The organism is Bacillus sp. M5A3_1b (genome assembly GCF_053345335.1).
In genome coordinates, this window is the sequence record NZ_JBKEZY010000011.1 from 202,033 (window position 1) to 217,928 (window position 15,896).

14 protein-coding genes are annotated in these 15,896 nt (G+C 35.9%); 10 read left to right on the plus strand and 4 right to left on the minus strand.

Annotation, left to right across the window (positions count from 1 at the left end):
* Position 1 precedes the first annotated feature (1 nt).
* The 6 genes from ACLBWW_RS24605 (at position 2) to ACLBWW_RS24630 (ending at position 5,672) form a co-directional block, all read left to right on the plus strand.
* The gene (locus ACLBWW_RS24605; protein WP_000719861.1) at positions 2 to 199 is read left to right on the plus strand and encodes a DUF3311 domain-containing protein; all 198 of its coding nucleotides are present in this window, start codon (positions 2 to 4) and stop codon (positions 197 to 199) included.
* Positions 196 to 1,668: a sodium:solute symporter family protein gene (locus ACLBWW_RS24610; RefSeq protein WP_447614284.1), complete on the plus strand. Its 1,473-nt coding sequence runs from the start codon at positions 196 to 198 to the stop codon at positions 1,666 to 1,668. The genes ACLBWW_RS24605 and ACLBWW_RS24610 overlap by 4 nt, the downstream gene beginning before the upstream one ends.
* A 101-nt stretch (positions 1,669 to 1,769) precedes the next feature.
* The gene (gerLA, locus tag ACLBWW_RS24615; protein ID WP_095205680.1) at positions 1,770 to 3,248 is read left to right on the plus strand and encodes a spore germination protein GerLA; all 1,479 of its coding nucleotides are present in this window, start codon (positions 1,770 to 1,772) and stop codon (positions 3,246 to 3,248) included.
* Positions 3,249 to 4,373 (plus strand): spore germination protein GerLB, encoded by a 1,125-nt coding sequence (gene gerLB / locus ACLBWW_RS24620; RefSeq protein ID WP_048541809.1) that lies wholly within the window; start codon positions 3,249 to 3,251, stop codon positions 4,371 to 4,373.
* Entirely contained in the window at positions 4,357 to 5,523 is a 1,167-nt protein-coding gene (locus tag ACLBWW_RS24625; RefSeq protein WP_048541812.1) for a Ger(x)C family spore germination protein, read from the plus strand. Before gerLB ends, ACLBWW_RS24625 begins: the two co-directional genes overlap by 17 nt.
* Positions 5,524 to 5,534: 11 nt before the next feature.
* Complete coding sequence (locus tag ACLBWW_RS24630) at positions 5,535 to 5,672, plus strand: hypothetical protein (protein WP_000493982.1); 138 nt, start codon at positions 5,535 to 5,537, stop codon at positions 5,670 to 5,672.
* 62 nt (positions 5,673 to 5,734) lie between these two features.
* Here the strand turns inward: ACLBWW_RS24630 and ACLBWW_RS24635 are convergent, their stop codons facing one another.
* The 3 genes from ACLBWW_RS24635 to ACLBWW_RS24645 are packed head-to-tail and all read right to left on the minus strand — an operon-like array spanning position 5,735 to position 8,089.
* Positions 5,735 to 7,135 (minus strand): nucleoside recognition domain-containing protein, encoded by a 1,401-nt coding sequence (locus tag ACLBWW_RS24635; protein ID WP_048541814.1) that lies wholly within the window; start codon positions 7,133 to 7,135, stop codon positions 5,735 to 5,737.
* A complete protein-coding gene (locus tag ACLBWW_RS24640) occupies positions 7,113 to 7,835 on the minus strand; it encodes a FeoB small GTPase domain-containing protein (protein ID WP_048541816.1) in 723 nt (240 codons plus the stop codon). Before ACLBWW_RS24640 ends, ACLBWW_RS24635 begins: the two co-directional genes overlap by 23 nt.
* A complete protein-coding gene (locus tag ACLBWW_RS24645) occupies positions 7,832 to 8,089 on the minus strand; it encodes a FeoA family protein (protein ID WP_000252989.1) in 258 nt (85 codons plus the stop codon). Before ACLBWW_RS24645 ends, ACLBWW_RS24640 begins: the two co-directional genes overlap by 4 nt.
* A 509-nt stretch (positions 8,090 to 8,598) precedes the next feature.
* Here ACLBWW_RS24645 and ACLBWW_RS24650 point away from each other — a divergent pair.
* From ACLBWW_RS24650 to ACLBWW_RS24665, 4 genes are all read left to right on the plus strand, one after another.
* The gene (locus ACLBWW_RS24650; RefSeq protein ID WP_048541819.1) at positions 8,599 to 9,501 is read left to right on the plus strand and encodes a phosphate ABC transporter substrate-binding protein PstS family protein; all 903 of its coding nucleotides are present in this window, start codon (positions 8,599 to 8,601) and stop codon (positions 9,499 to 9,501) included.
* Positions 9,502 to 9,572: 71 nt separating this feature from the next.
* Positions 9,573 to 10,463 (plus strand): phosphate ABC transporter permease subunit PstC, encoded by an 891-nt coding sequence (gene pstC / locus ACLBWW_RS24655; protein WP_447614287.1) that lies wholly within the window; start codon positions 9,573 to 9,575, stop codon positions 10,461 to 10,463.
* A gap of 2 nt (positions 10,464 to 10,465) precedes the next feature.
* The gene (gene pstA / locus ACLBWW_RS24660) at positions 10,466 to 11,386 is read left to right on the plus strand and encodes a phosphate ABC transporter permease PstA (protein WP_048541821.1); all 921 of its coding nucleotides are present in this window, start codon (positions 10,466 to 10,468) and stop codon (positions 11,384 to 11,386) included.
* 149 nt (positions 11,387 to 11,535) lie between these two features.
* Complete coding sequence (locus tag ACLBWW_RS24665) at positions 11,536 to 12,045, plus strand: AAA family ATPase (RefSeq protein ID WP_447614285.1); 510 nt, start codon at positions 11,536 to 11,538, stop codon at positions 12,043 to 12,045.
* 41 nt (positions 12,046 to 12,086) lie between these two features.
* On the opposite strand, the gene ACLBWW_RS24670 is transcribed toward ACLBWW_RS24665, so the two are convergent.
* On the minus strand, positions 12,087 to 15,131 hold the full coding sequence (locus ACLBWW_RS24670) for an efflux RND transporter permease subunit (protein WP_048541825.1): 3,045 nt from the start codon (positions 15,129 to 15,131) through the stop codon (positions 12,087 to 12,089).
* Between the last annotated feature and the right edge of the window lie 765 nt (positions 15,132 to 15,896).

Genomic DNA, 15,896 nt, shown 5'->3' on the forward strand with positions numbered 1-15,896 from the left:
GATGAAGAAAATACACGTATTAGCGCTTATTCCAGTTTTTTGTTTAGTTGTTGGACCTGTATTTGCTAATTCAGTTACTCCTTACGTATTAGGGATGCCATTTTTATTATTTTGGGTATTATTATCGGTGCTCATTACGTCTCTTTGTATGGGGCTTGTGTACGTATTTGATCCTGCTAATAAGGGGGATGTAAAATGATCGCCTTACTTATCATTATTTTATTTTTGTTTCTCGCACTATTTTTAGGAATTCGGGCACAACATGGAAAAGATATGAATTTAGAGCAATGGTCAGTTGGAGGAAGAGGCTTTGGCACTATTTTTGTTTTTCTTCTTATGGCAGGTGAAATTTATACGACGTTCACATTTTTAGGCGGAAGTGGATGGGCGTATAGTAAAGGAGCACCTACTTTCTATATTTTAGGTTATGGTGCACTAGCTTATATTTTATCTTACTTTTTATTGCCGCCAGTTTGGAAGTATGCGAAAGAGCATAATCTTGTTTCACAGCCAGATTTTTTTGTGAAGAAATATAAGAGTCAGACGCTTGGCATTATCGTTTCTGTCATTGGGGTTATTTCAATTATCCCATACCTTGTTTTACAGTTAAAAGGATTAGGTATTATCGTTTCGGAAGCATCTTACGGCAGGGTATCACCAGTTATTGCAGTGCGGATTGGTGCGATTGTTATAACGATATATGTAATGGTTTCAGGCATACACGGCTCTGCTTGGACAGCCGCTTTGAAGGATATTATGATACTGTTTATCGTTATGTTTTTAGGTATATATTTACCATATCATTATTACGGAGGTTTTCAGCCGATGTTTGAAGCTGTAGAAGCAGCAAAACCAGGATTTCTATCTTTACCTGATGAAGGAATGAGCATTTCTTGGTTTGTTTCTACTATTGTATTAACAGCTCTCGGTTTCTATATGTGGCCCCATACATTCGCTTCTGCTTTCTCTGCAAAAAATGAAAAAGTATTTCGTAAAAATGCGGCAATTATGCCATTGTATTCTTTAGTTTTACTTTTCGTGTTCTTTGCAGGATTTGCAGCTATACTGCAAGTTCCAGGGTTAAAGGGAGGGGATGTAGACCTTTCGTTATTCCGTCTCGCTCTTCAAACATTTGATCCATGGTTTATTGGTATTATTGGTAGTGCAGGAGTATTAACAGCATTAGTTCCGGGTTCTATGCTTGTTATGGCGGCGTCTACTTTATTAGCAAAAAACATTTACCGAACAATGGTCCCATCTGCTTCAGATAGACAAGTTGCTAAAGTGGCAAAATTATTTGTGCCTGTAGTAACGCTTGTAGCTGTTTTGTTCACTTTTAAAGGTGGAGAAACAATAGGGGCACTTCTTTTAATGGGATATAGTATAGTGACACAACTTTTCCCTGCACTTGTATGTAGTTTGTTTCCACGTCAAGTTATTACGAAGCAAGGGGCAATTGCAGGGATGGGGATTGGGTTGTTAGTGGTCGCATATATTACTTTATCTGGTTCAACTATAGCTACGATGTTTCCAGCTTTCCCTCAATATATAAAAGATTTAAATGTAGGTATAGTCGCATTGTTAATGAATATGATTGTGATGTTTATCGTTAGCGGGTTCACGAGAAATGTGTCTATAAAGACAGACAGTATAATAGTAGAAAAGTAATCCGTGTGCTAGAGCTATCTTTGAAAAGAGATAGCTCTTTTTTGTATATATTTTCTTCTATTAGCGGAATCTAACTAAAAACTTGTTGAAAAGGAAGTTAGGTGGGGGAATTGTTAGAGTTAAAAGGTAACTTATTTGAAGTTATGAAAGAAATTAGGGATGAATTAGGTTCGCCTAATGATTTAACAATTAGGGAAGTTGCCCTTGCGGGTAGTTTTACACGCTGTGCGGTTATTTTTTTATGTGGGTTAACAGATAAGGATAATGTTTATAAATATGTAGTTCGTACACTTCAATATGAAGAAGTACAAAAAGAAGAAGCTGTTGTTCAAACATTATTGGATCGTTTTATTTCTATTGCAGAAGTCGGTATGAAGACAACGTTTCCAGACATTATAAATGCGATTTTAGCAGGAGACACAGTTATATTAATTGATAATATTCAAACCGCTATTGTCATTAATAGCCGAGCATGGGAAAAAAGAAGTCTAGAATCTCCAGTAACAGAAGATTTAATACGTGGACCAAGAATTGGATTGAATGAAGATATTAACGTAAATAAGATGTTAATTCGCCGCAGCTTACGTGATCCGAAGTTACGGTTTCGATCCTATATTATGGGGAAGCGATCGCAAAAAGAAGTAACTTTAGTCTATATAGAGGATATTATTAACCCTTATATTGTAGACGAATTAGATCGAAGGCTTCAATCAATAGTGGCAGACGTTATTCTTGAGACAGGAACGATTGAGCAATTAATTCAAGACAATAATTTATCACCATTCCCGCAATTTTTGAATACAGAAAGACCTGATAATATAGTGGCTGCGCTAGCGAAAGGAAAAGCGGCCATTTTAGTGGACGGATCACCATTTGCTCTTATCGCTCCACTAGTGTTTGTTGATATTTTTCAATCTGTAGAAGATCATTATGAGCGCTGGGTAATTGGTACGTTATTAAGAATTTTACGTATGGGATCAGGTATTGCTGCTGTTTTACTACCTGCCACGTACGTAGCGCTTGTTTCGTATCATCAAGGGCTTATTCCCTCTAAATTAGCTTATTCTATTGCGGGAGCGAGAGAAGGGGTACCATTTCCGGCATATATAGAAACGTTAATGATGGCATTAACGATGGAGTTAATACGAGAAGCGGGAATTAGGTTGCCAAAACCGATGGGGCAAACAATTGGGATTGTAGGTGGTCTTGTAATTGGAGAAGCTGCGGTGAACGCAGGGATTGTAAATCCGTTTTTAGTAATTATTATTGCAGTTACTGCAATTGCTACATTTTCACTGCCTGTATATAGCATTACGATTACGTTTCGGATTTTACTTTTTGTCTTTGTTTTAGCGGCGACTGCTTTTGGACTATATGGAATTATTTTAGCTCTTATTGCACTTGCGATTCATATTACGAATTTAAAGAGTGTTGGGGTGCCATATACAACGCCTATTGCTCCTGCATTTTATAAAGATTGGGAAGAAGAAATGATCCGCTTGCCAAAATCAATGTTGAAAGAAAGACCAGAGTACTTACAAACGAAAGATTCTACAATACGTCCAAAGGAGCGAGAGTAATTGAAGCCATTTGAATATGGGGATGAAGAGATTGGATCTCGGGAAATTGGTTTTGCGGTATCGTCAACAATTATCGGTATAGGTGCATTATCTATGCCGCGAGATATTGCTACGCAAACCTTATTTTCGGACGGTTGGATTATTTTGCTTTTGGGTGGATTAGTCTGTGCGGTTTTAGGGTGGTTTGTAACGAGGGTAGCTATTTTATTCCCAAAACAAAACTTTGTTCAATATACGAGTGCACATTTGACGAAGCCTGTTGCATACACAATTAGTAGCATTTTAGTATTAACGTTTGCTGCTTTGACAGCATATGAATCGCGAATGATTGCAATTATTTCACAAACGTATTTATTTAGTGATACACCAGTGCAACTATTGTCTTTCTTTTTCCTATTAGTTGTTATTTATGGAGTAGCAGGATCGAGAGCGGCTTTATTAAGGCTAAACGTTTTGTTTTTACCTATAGTTTTAATTGCGATAGTGCTGCTTTCTTTATTGAATATAAATTTAATGGAAATAAATAATTTACTACCAGCTTTTCAAACGGACGTCAGTCAATATGCTGTAGGAGTTAAAAACTCTATTTTCACATTTATCGGATTTGAGGTAGCTCTGTTTTATGCTGTGATGTTGAACGATAAGTCAGTGAAAAAGGCACCGATGGCAGTTGCAAAAGCGGTGATGGTAAACGTGTTGTCATACATTTTAATTTATGTAACTTGTATTAGTGTTTTTACATATATGACAACACGTGGATTGACATATCCAACAATTGAACTCGGGAAAGAAATTGAAATTGGTGGGGGGTTTTTAGAAAGGTTTGATGCGATTTTTTTTACTACTTGGATTATTACTATTTATAACACTACAGCAATGTATTATGACGTCGCATCTTTATTGTTTTGTGCTATGTTTCCGAAAGTGAAGAAACATATTTTTATTTTCGTAAGTGCCCCGATTATTTTTATGCTGAATATGATACCTAGTAGTTTGAATGACTTGTCAAATTACGGAACTTATTTAGCTTGGATAGATATGGGCTTTGTCGTGTTAGCACCTTTGTTAGTTTTTATTGTATATAAAATAAAAAGAAGGAATGGTAGAAATGAAACACCTTCTTAAAATTATAATGCTTCTAGTGTTAGCGGGATCGATAAGTGGATGCTCTGAGTTAGAAGAAATAGAAGAAAGAGGATTTGTAGTAGGTGCAGCCTATGATATTGTGAAAAAAAAGAAAGCGAATCCAATTATGAAAGGGACGTATCAGATGGTACTCCCCAGTAAATTGTCGCAACAAGGTGGACAAGGTGGTGGAGATAGCGAAAATTATATTAATGTGAGTGCGAAGGCAGATAGTGTCTTTGAGCAAATACGAATTATTGCCAAAAAAATTAGTCGCTCACTATTCTTTCCGCACATACAAGTGATAATTTTTTCTAAAGACTTATTATCGAATCCATATGTTTTACAAAATACGTTAGATGTATACATTCGTGATCATGAGATGAGAAGAAATATACGTTTGTTCGTTTCTAAGAAAAATGCAGAAGCTATTTTGAAGCAGAGCGCTAAGCCTGAAAATTTACCGGCGCAGTATATTGATATGTTAGCTGAACATCCTCCGAAAAATGCTCAAATGATTGAGGCTGCAAGAATTGGTGAAGTTCAGGAAAAGATGATTTCCAACCGAAGCTTCGTATTACCTATTCTTGAATTAACAAGGCAAGGGGTACAAATGAACGGTGCAGCGTTGTTTCGCGGGAAGGATAATAAGTGTGTAGGTAGTTTGAATGGAGAAGAAACATTTGGAATAAATTATATAATAGGTAAGAAAATTGGAGGATTCTTTACCATTCGTAAAAAAGACCAGCTTATTACATATGAAATTCATAAAATGCGTCGAAAGATTAAAGTATCTACAGAAAATGCTACAAAACCGAAGTTCGATATTCACTTGTTTTTGGAAGGAACATTGGCTGAGTTGCATTTTAGTGATCATAAACAAATTATGAACGAAAAGCGATTAAAGAAAAACATCACGGAGGAAATGGAGAAGCGCATTCAAAAATCGATTAAGCTTGTTCAAAAAAAATATAAGGTAGATGTATTAGAGTTAGGGGACGTATATAAGCGGCATAATTATAAAGAATGGAAGAAGATAGATAAGAATTGGGATCAAGGTGAAAATTACTTTAGTAATGCTGAGATTACTGTTCATGTTCATCCGACAATTGAGCATTCAGGTTCAGCTTTACCAAAAAGAGTAAAGTAAGGTGATGGAAGGTGTTTACTGGATTAGGAATTAGTTGCACAATATTAATGGCGATTCTTCCAGGGGCAATATACTTTATTCATAAGAAACTCACAATGTATGGAGCACAGCCTTGGAATACTGATGCACAAAAAAAGAAACCTGAATGATTTCAGGTTTCTTTCGCACAAAGCATATGTGAAGGGGGATACCTTCTATGTATGCTTTGCTTTTATACAAGCCCTAACCAATGTACCAACTGTGTAGAGAGGAATGTCACAACAATGGCGATAACGGTAGGGATTGCAAACGATAAGAATGTCCACTTTGCACTTTTTGTTTCTTTATATATGTTAACCAGTGTTGTTCCACATGGGAAGTGAAGAAGTGAGAACAACATTGTGTTTAACGCTGTTAACCAAGTCCAACCATTTTCTAAGAATAGATTTTTAATTTGATTAAAATCGTCTATTTCAGTTAAAGCTCCAGTTGATAAATAAGACATTAATAAAATAGGGATAACAATTTCATTCGCTGGTAGTCCAAGAATGAATGCAGCTAAAATAAATCCATCAAGTCCTAACATTTTAGCGAACGGATCTAGGAAGTTTACAAAATACATAAGTAAGCTTGTGTCACCGATGAAAATATTAGCTAGTAACCAAGTTAATGCAGCCGCAGGGGCAGCTACAACGATAGCTCGTTTTAAAACATAAATTGATTTATCGAGTGTTGCACGTACAATTGTATTCCAAACTTTTGGTTTACGGTACGGTGGTAACTCAAGAGTGTAGTGAGTTGGCACACCTTTTAAAGCTGTTTTTGATAGTACCCAAGAAACAGTTAATGTCATAATAACACCAATTACAACCATTCCAACTACAACGCCAGCAGTAACTAATGTTTGCATACTACCTGTATAACCAGCAGCCATAAATAATGAAGCCATTAAAATTAACATAGGCCAGCGACCGTTACAAGGAACGAAGTTGTTTGTTAAGATTGCAAGCATACGTTCACGTGGTGATTCAATAATACGCGTTGACATAATAGCGGCTGCATTACAACCAAATCCCATTGCCATTGTTAAAGATTGTTTGCCATGTGCACCGGAGCGTTTGAATAAGCGATCCATATTAAAAGCGACACGTGGTAAGTATCCGTAGTTTTCTAATAGTGCGAACATAGGGAAAAAGATTGCCATAGGTGGTAACATAACGCTAATAACAGCACCGATACCACGGAATAAGCCGAGTATTAAAATGCCATGTAACCATTCGGGTGCATGTGCTGCCTGGAACCAAGATGTTAAATACCCTTCGGCCCATCCGAAGAACTCAGCAATCATATCAGAGGGTACGTTAGCACCTGCGATTGTAAGATAAAAAATGATAGATAAAATACCGAGCATAATTGGGAATCCCCAGATTGGAGATGTGAAAATTTTATCTAGTTTTTCAGAACGATACAATTTATCAGTATTTGTATATTGGACAGAATCTTTACATATGCTTGCAGATGTTCGGTAAATATCTCCGACAATATCATCTCGTATATCTTCTTTTGAGAGTGCTTGTGCATGTTGAATAATATAGTCTAATGGAAGAGCTTTACTGGCTGAGTGAGATTCCATTCATTACGACCTCCCTTACAAGTGGTTCATTATGGTGTTTTTGAAGTGTAGTTAAGAAATTTTTATCTCCATCTAATATACGTAACGCAATCCAACGTGCTGGATACGTATCACCGAACACTTTATAAATTTGTGGTTCTAATTCCTGAATCATATTTTCGATTTTTTCACTGTAAGAAATTTTAATTGGTGCTGGAATTAATTTTTTATTTGCTACTTTAGCGATAACACTTAGCAAATGCCCAATACCTACTCGGTTACGAGCAGAAATCTTAACTACAGGTACACCGAGCGATTTTGCTAATTTCTTTTCATCAATAACGATGCCTTTTTTCTCCGCTTCATCAATTAAATTAATACAAATGACTACATTGCTTGTCATTTCCATCACTTGGAGAGCTAAATTTAAATTTCTTTCCATTGCAGTTGCATCTATAACAACGACAGTTACTTCTGGTTTTTCAAATATAATATAATCTCTTGCTACTTCTTCATCCGCAGAATTTGAATATAGTGAGTAAGTTCCAGGTAAATCTATTAATGTATATTTACTTCCGTTATGTTCATATTCCCCTTCAGCTTTTAAAACAGTTTTTCCCGTCCAGTTTCCAGTGTGTTGTTTTAAGCCTGTTAAAGTGTTAAATAATGTACTTTTCCCGGTGTTCGGGTTGCCAGCTAAAGCAATACGATGTTTGCTCATCTGAAATCATCTCCTATTAATACCCCGAAAATAAGGGAACTTTCTTCCTTACGTAGTGCGATAGTTGTATTGCTTACTTGATAAGCGACCGGATCTCCAAGCGGACTGCGCTGTAATACTTTAATTGTTGCCCCAGGGATAAATCCTAAGTCTAATAAACGTCGTTTCATAGTTCCTTCTAATTGTATCTTCTCAATTTGTACAAACTCTCCTGTCTTAAACTCGGAAAGTGGTTTTGTATTAGCCGATACCATAAAAGTTACCTCATCTCTATATTGTTTGTTTAAGTTTAAAAAGTTTCCTTAGGTAAACTTTTTGTTAATAATATAGTAGACTACATTGGATGATGCTGTCAATTGGTACTTTAAAAATATTCATTTATTTTTAGAATTGTTCCAATTTATTTAGTTGTACTAAAAAATATTACTGAAATTCTGTTGAATGTAAATAAAGTAAGAGTGTAAAAGTTAAAAGATACAATGTATTTGTAAATGTATTTTTAATTAAAAGGGGAAAAGAGCGAAAAACATTTACATTGAATTTACATTTTTAAGAATAAATTTACATTACTGCTTAATTAGTGTGGATTTTGTTGGGTTCTTTAACTATAAATGTTGGGATTCCTAGCTTTTAAGGGTTATTATCGTCATTTACTTAAAATTAAAAATTGCTTAACACTCACATAATATTGTTGTCCTACAATGAATTTGTGTTCGAAAGAAAATGAATTCGAAAAGTGATAATCCAAATGGGGGTACAAGACATGGTTATGAAAAAAGGTATTAAATTTTCTTTAGCGGCTTTAGTGGTGGCAGGAGCGTTAGTTGGATGTGGGAAAGCAGATGATACAGCTAGTAAAGAACCTGCTAAAGGAAGCGATAATACAAAACAAGAATTATCAGGTACGATTGCAGCAGCTGGTTCTACAGCTCTTCTACCTCTTGCGGAGGAAGCTGGAAAGAAATTCATGGAGAAAAATTCAAAAGTTTCTATTCAAGTGCAAGGTGGCGGTAGTGGAACTGGGATTAACCAAGTAGCATCGGGTGCAGTACAAATTGGTAATTCAGATGTTCCGTCGGGAGATAAAATAAAAGATGCTGAAAAAGCGAAAGAATTAGTAGATAACAAGGTTGCGGGTATTGCATTCGCGCTTGTCGTAAATAAAGATGTAAAAGTTGATAACTTAACAGTGCAACAAGTACAAGATATCTTCACTGGGAAAGTAACAAACTGGAAAGAGGTAGGCGGGAAAGATGAAAAAATCAACGTAATTAACCGTCCAGCTTCATCTGGTACACGTGCTACATTTGAAAAGACAGTTATGAAAGAAGCGAAAATTAATGATGGAACTGGTACAACACAAGATTCTAACGGTGCAGTAGAGCAAGCGATCAATTCTACTCCAGGTTCAGTAAGTTATTTAGCAATGTCTTACATGGTTGGCGATAAAAAAGGTGCGCTACAAACAGTGAAAATTGATGGTTCTGAACCAAAAGTTGAAAACATTTCGTCTGGTAAATATCCATTCTGGTCTTACGAGTACATGGTAACAAAAGGTGAAGCGAAAGAAGCAACGAAAGCTTACATTGATTATGTAAAAGGCAAAGACTTTGAAAAGCAAGTAGAAGATATGGGTTACATCCCAATGTCTAAATTAAATAAGTAATAAATTTTTATGGGGCTGGCTGCAAGGCCAGTCCTGTTCATTTCAATCTATGAAGTGGGGTCTGACCTGTGATGAAGGGGAAAAAAGAAATTAATTACGTAAAAAGTGAATATATAGGAAGATCGCTTGTTACGTTTTGTGGTATTTTTATTGTTTTAATTACATTAGCTATTATTGCGTTTATTTGCGGTAAAGGTATTCAATCTTTTACACAAAGTGGTATCTCATTTACTGAGATGTTAACATCGACAAAATGGAATCCAAATGCTGACGAGGGAACCTTCGGGGCTTTGATTTTTATTGTAGGTTCAACGGTGGTTTCGTTAGGTGCGGTTATTATTAGTGCGCCAATTGCTATAGCTCTTGCTATATTCATGAATTTAATTTCGCCAAATTTTGGAAATAAAGTATTGAAGCCTGTTTTAGAATTATTAGTTGGTATTCCTTCGGTTGTATACGGATTATTAGGGGTTACGATTTTAGTGCCACTATTACGTGATTCGTTCGGGGGAGTGGGATTTAGTCTAATTGCGGGTATTGTTGTATTAAGTATTATGATTTTACCTACTATTGCTAGTATCGCTTCTGATGCAATACGCTCTGTTCCATTTGATTATTTAGAAGCTTCTTATGGTCTAGGATCAACGAAATGGCAAGCGGTTAGCCGAGTGATTGTTCCTGCTGCGAAAAAAGGGATTTTAACAGGTGTTGTTTTAGGTTTAGCGCGTGCTTTTGGTGAAGCATTAGCGGTTCAAATGGTAATCGGGAACACAATTAAATTACCAGAAGGAATATATAGCCCGACAGCGACGTTAACTGGTATTTTGACAATGGACATGACAAATACATTAAACGGAACTGCTTGGAATAATGCGCTATGGACTTTAGCGATGATTTTGCTTGTTATTTCATTCCTGTTTATTTTAGTAATTCGAGCGATTGGGCAAAGAGGTGAGCGATAATAATGAATGCAAGAACGGTAAATAAAATTTGGACAGGTATCTTTTATGCAGTTGCAGCTTTAGTTGTAGCTCTGCTAGTATTCTTAGTGTTTGAAATTCTGCAAAAGGGATGGGGATTTTGGGATCCTGATTTCTTGTTTGGAGAACCAAGTAATACAAGAGCTGGTGGTGGGATTGGTCCACAGTTATTCAATTCCTTCTACATGCTTGTTATAACGCTTGTTATATCTATTCCTCTTGGGTTAGGGGCTGGAATATATTTAGCAGAGTACGCAAAACAAGGGCGCTTTTTAAATTTTGTTCGTTTATGTATTGAGACAATGGCGTCGTTACCTTCGATTGTTGTTGGTTTATTCGGTTTATTAGTATTCGTTACCATGACAGGTTGGGGATACACAGTAATGGGCGGTGCTCTTGCTTTAACTATTTTAAACTTACCAGGTTTAACACGTGTTTGTGAAAATGCGATTTCAGAAGTGCCTCATAATGTAAAAGAGGCAAGTCTTGGATTAGGTGCAACGAAATGGCAAACAATCGCTCGTATTATTATTCCGTCGTCATTACCGCAAATTATTACAGGTATTATTTTAGCGGCGGGTCGTATATTTGGTGAAGCGGCAGCGTTAATTTACACAGCGGGTTTAACATCCCCGATTTTAAATTCAGCAGCGGACTTCTCAAGTCCTGCGCATCCTTTAAATCCATTTAGACCAGCTGAAACGTTAGCGGTTCACATTTGGAAGTTAAATTCTGAAGGAGTTATTCCGGATGCAAAGTTGATTGCGACAAAATCTGCAGCTGTATTAATTATTATGGTATTACTATTCAATGTTATTTCACGCTTGGTAGCATCTGTATTGCACAAACGTTTTACAGGAACGAAAAGAAAAAGTAAAACGACGAAGAAGATAAAAGCAGCATAAAATACAAAAAGAACTCTCTACTTATAAGTAGAGAGTTCTTTTTGTATTTTAATATAGAAGGAATGGATGTAATGATTGTTGAATTTGGGATTGATTATATAGATGAATAGGTTCGGACGAGAGGGGGAGTTAATTTATTTCTTCTGCAAATGTCAGGTTTTCCTGGATCGGGAAAATCGACAGTTTCTAAGCATATAGCGAAGTTAACAGGTGCTGTAATTGTAGATCATGACGTTTTGAAATCGGCATTGTTACAATCATTAGAAATGAAAGGGGTTGAATCGACAATTGTTGGAGGAGTATCATACGATATTGAATGGGCATTGATTGATTCTTATTTAGAACAAGGGCATAGTGTTATATTGGATAGTCCGTGTCTATATGAAGGGATGGTTGAAAAAGGAATAAAATTGTCTAATAAACATGGTGTAAAATATAAATATATCGAATGTTACCTTAATGATATGGAAGAGATTAATCATAGGCTGCAAACACGTAAACGTATGGCCAGTCAGATTGGAAAAGTGGATTCGGAAGTAGCTTTTAAAAAGTGGTTAGATGGTAGTAAGAGACCTTCGAATACTGAATATCTTATTGTAGATTCTGATAAACCTCTAGAGCGATATGCTCAAAAAATGATGGATTATATGAGTAGGTAGAGAAAAGCGTTATCTTCATTCGTGAAGATAACGCTTTTTCTTTAAATATCAGGTGTTTCTGTAGAAGTGCTTATTTTTCTGCGAGAGCGTCTTTTTCTTCCGATTTTATCTAATAGTTCATACATAACTGGAACGACTACTAATGTAAGAACGGTTGAGACTGCTAAACCACCGATGACAACGACGGCAAGACTTTTTGATACCATGCTTCCTGCTTGCGATTGACCAAATAGGAGAGGGAGCATAGCGACGATTGTCGTTATAGCTGTCATAATGATTGGACGTAATCTAGTGGATCCCGCTTCTAGTAAGGCATCTCTTGTTTCCATTCCGTGTTCCCGATTTTGTTGCACTCTTTCTATTAATACAATAGCGTTTGTAACAACAATCCCGATTAACATTAATGCGCCGATCAAGGAATTTACATCAACGGGTGTTCCTGAAATGATTAATCCTAAAATACCGCCAACAGCAGCTAATGGCAAGGAGAACAAAATTGCAAAAGGAGCGCGCGCCTGTCCGAAGGTGATAACCATAATTAAATATACAATCCCGATTGCAATCCCCATAATTTTGAATAAATCAGTGAAGTTCTCTTGCATAGATTCAGTTGCACCTGCAATAGTTACTTTTGCGCCGCTAGGTAAGTCTAAGTTAGCTATCGTTTCGTTTACTTCTGCGCTTACTTTACTTAAATCTTCATTTGAGGCCTCGGCAGTAATTTGAATCGTTTCTTTTCCATCTTTATGGAAGACTTCTGTTTGAAGTTGCTTTTCTGAAATAGTTGCAATGTCTTTTAAAGGAATTGGTCCATTGATAGGTGATAGTATGTTTGTGTTTAAAATGTCTTCTTGTTTAGTGATGTTTTCTTTTTTGTGTTCTATTATAATAGTTGTTTTTTCATTATTGATTGAAACTTCACCAATAGGTGATTTCTTCATAAGGAATGCTACTTGTTGTGCTGCTAATTCTGGTGTTAAGCCTAGTTGTTCGGCCTTTGTTTGATCAACATGGATTTGCCATTCTTTCTTAGAGTCTTCTAAATTTGTTTTTACTTTAGAGAGAGCAGCCATATCTTTTAGTTTTGTTTCGACGATAGTAGCAGCCTCTTTTAAATTCGTTTCGTTAGTTGCTGTTACGTTAAATTGCAAATTGTTGCCACCACCAGAGCTTGAATAACTCGTTTTTATATAATCTAGTTCAGCAGGCTCAAAAGCTTTATGTTCTTTCTTTAACTCTTTAATATATTGATCAATATCAGAGCCTTTCTTGAAGACTACAAATATACTGGCAAGATTATTTTTTGTCGTTTGCCCCCATTGTGCATCTTCTGCGCTAGATCCCATTCGCAAAATAACATCTGTTACATCCGAATTAGAAAGTAATTTCTTTTCGAAATCGAAGGCTTTTTGTTTTTGTGTTTCAGGAGCGTAATCAGCTGGGAAAGTCATATTAATAGATAACATTGTGTCGTCTTCAGATTTTATGTTCGCTTTCGGTAGTAATACATAGGCTGCAATCGATCCTGCGAATAATAAAAAAGCAGTAAGTAGAATAATGAATTTATGCGAAAGAGCCCACTTTAATGTAGCGACATATCGTGGTGAAGAACTTGGCTTTTTGTGCTTTGTTTTTTTTAGTAGTAAAAAAGCCATAAGTGGAACAACTGTTAGTGCAACGATTAAGGATGATAGTATAGAATATACAACTGCTAATACCATAGGTAACATTAATTTTCCGATTACTCCTGATACGAGGCCGATAGGTAAGAAAACAGCGACTGTTGTTAAAGTAGAAGAAGTAATTGCGACGGCGACCTCTTTCGTTGCATCGAGAATAATATCTTTAGAGAAAGATTCTTTTTGTAAACGACGGAAAATATTCTCGATGACAACGATACTATCATCAACGAGACGTCCAACTGCAACTGCTAAACCACCAAGCGTTAAGGTGTTAAGTGTGATGTTAGATTGGTGTAGTAAAAAGAGTGTTAATAAAATAGATAATGGAATACTGACAACGGCGATGAGTGTCGTTCGGAAGTTACGCAAAAAGATTAAGATAATTAGAGTTGCAGCAATTGCTCCAAGAATTACTTCTTTGCCCATACTAGTAACAGCATGTTCAACTTGCTCATGAGTTGAGGCTAAAAGTTTAATAGAAAACTGATCTTTATATTGTTTACTTATATCTTTGATTTTCTTATCGATTTCCTTTCCGATTGCAACTGCATTTTTACTTGGCTCTTTCATGATGATTAATCCGGTTCCTTCTTCTCCGTTTATATGCGAGATTGTATCGTAGTGTTGTTTAAGTTCGATTTGAGCAACATCTTGCAATTTTACTTGAGGTGCAACGGTTATGTTTTTAATATCATCTACATTTTTTATATCCCCAATGACACGAAGGTTATATTCTTCTTTATTAACGGTAATTGCTCCGGCTGGAGTAGAAGTTTCTTTTCCTTGTAAAACTTTTAATATTTGTTCTGTTGTTACGTTTTTATCTTTTAATTGGTTTGGGTCTAGTATGATAGATAATTCAGAGGCTGATTTTCCGAAAAACATAACGTTGGCAACACCATCAATGCTTTCGAGTTGTGGTACGATTTCTTTTTCGATTTGTTTTTCATCTGCTTTTGAAAATCCGTTTTGCTTCTGGATCGCAATTTGAGCGAGTGGAATCATAGAAGTATTTAATTGGCTAACTATGGGTTTAGTTGCATCTTTAGGTAATTTAATTGTGTTAATGGCCTTTTCAACCTCGCGTGCTGCGTCTTTCATGTTTGCTTTGGATGTATACGCGATATCGATACGTGATAACCCCTCGTGCGTAGAAGAGGTGATGCTGTCGATGTGTTCTAAATTGCGAAATTGTTTTTCGAGGGGATCAGTTACTTCTTTCGTCATCGCTTCAGCGTCGAGTCCTTGGGATAAGGTTGTGACAGTGACTGCTGGATTATCGATGCTTGGTAAAAATTCCATAGGTAATTTAGATCCAGAATAAACGCCAAGTACGGAAATGAGAAAAACCATGATGATAACAGCGGCGCGGTTTTTTAATGAAAACTTTGTTAACCTATCCATAAAGTAATTCCTCCATTGGTTTATTTATAGTTGAGTACGTCCTTTCTTACTATATAACAAAAAATGGATATTTTTCATTAATTAAATGTAAAAAAATTCTAACAATAATCTTAAGTTAATGTTTTTTGTTGGAATTTCGTTATTTATTCCGCTATTCGCCGAGCGATAAGACTATTACCTAATCGAGCTGTCTGTAAACAACCGATTCGTTCAATTAATAGTTTGTGTGGAGGAACAAAACTAAAAATCGGCATGTTTGCTTTATGTAGGAATTGGTGAATCTATTTTTTTAGTTTGGATTGATTTGTTTTTTTATATTGTTAGTCTATAGAGAAGTAAATGATCAGGGCTTTAATATAGAAGAGAATGAAAATCTAGGAAGGGGGTTATGAAATACAGTTTGGTTAACTAGAATGTATTGGTATACAATTTAAATAGCTGTTTTCCATAGATGGGATGAGGTGTCTCTATATAGAAGAAAGTAGGATGGATATTTTTTTGTGTTTTTTTTAAAAAAACACTTGTTATTTAAAAATCATGATGGTATATTAATAAACGTCGCTGATGCGGGAACGCAGAAAACGACAAAAAAGAAATTTTGAAACGTAGTTGACATCGAAAAATGAAGATGTTAATATGATGAAGTCGCTTCTGAAGCGGCAGACAAGTTCTTTGAAAACTGAACGAAACAAACAACGTGAAACGTCAATTTTTATTTTTAGATGCTAGACAAACTAACTTTATTGGAGAGTTTGATCCTGGCTC

Excerpts from the sequence above, each read along its gene's own strand:
- ACLBWW_RS24605 (WP_000719861.1), top strand. The coding sequence starts at position 2 with ATGAAGAAAATACACGTATTAGCGCTTATTCCAGTTTTTTGTTTAGTT.
- ACLBWW_RS24635 (WP_048541814.1), bottom strand. The coding sequence starts at position 7,135 with ATGGAATCTCACTCAGCCAGTAAAGCTCTTCCATTAGACTATATTATT.
- ACLBWW_RS24650 (WP_048541819.1), top strand. The coding sequence starts at position 8,599 with ATGGTTATGAAAAAAGGTATTAAATTTTCTTTAGCGGCTTTAGTGGTG.
- pstC (WP_447614287.1), top strand. The coding sequence starts at position 9,573 with ATGAAGGGGAAAAAAGAAATTAATTACGTAAAAAGTGAATATATAGGA.
- ACLBWW_RS24645 (WP_000252989.1), bottom strand. The coding sequence starts at position 8,089 with ATGGTATCGGCTAATACAAAACCACTTTCCGAGTTTAAGACAGGAGAG.
- pstA (WP_048541821.1), top strand. The coding sequence starts at position 10,466 with ATGAATGCAAGAACGGTAAATAAAATTTGGACAGGTATCTTTTATGCA.
- ACLBWW_RS24625 (WP_048541812.1), top strand. The coding sequence starts at position 4,357 with ATGAAACACCTTCTTAAAATTATAATGCTTCTAGTGTTAGCGGGATCG.
- ACLBWW_RS24670 (WP_048541825.1), bottom strand. The coding sequence starts at position 15,131 with ATGGATAGGTTAACAAAGTTTTCATTAAAAAACCGCGCCGCTGTTATC.
- ACLBWW_RS24610 (WP_447614284.1), top strand. The coding sequence starts at position 196 with ATGATCGCCTTACTTATCATTATTTTATTTTTGTTTCTCGCACTATTT.
- ACLBWW_RS24665 (WP_447614285.1), top strand. The coding sequence starts at position 11,536 with ATGTCAGGTTTTCCTGGATCGGGAAAATCGACAGTTTCTAAGCATATA.
- ACLBWW_RS24640 (WP_048541816.1), bottom strand. The coding sequence starts at position 7,835 with ATGAGCAAACATCGTATTGCTTTAGCTGGCAACCCGAACACCGGGAAA.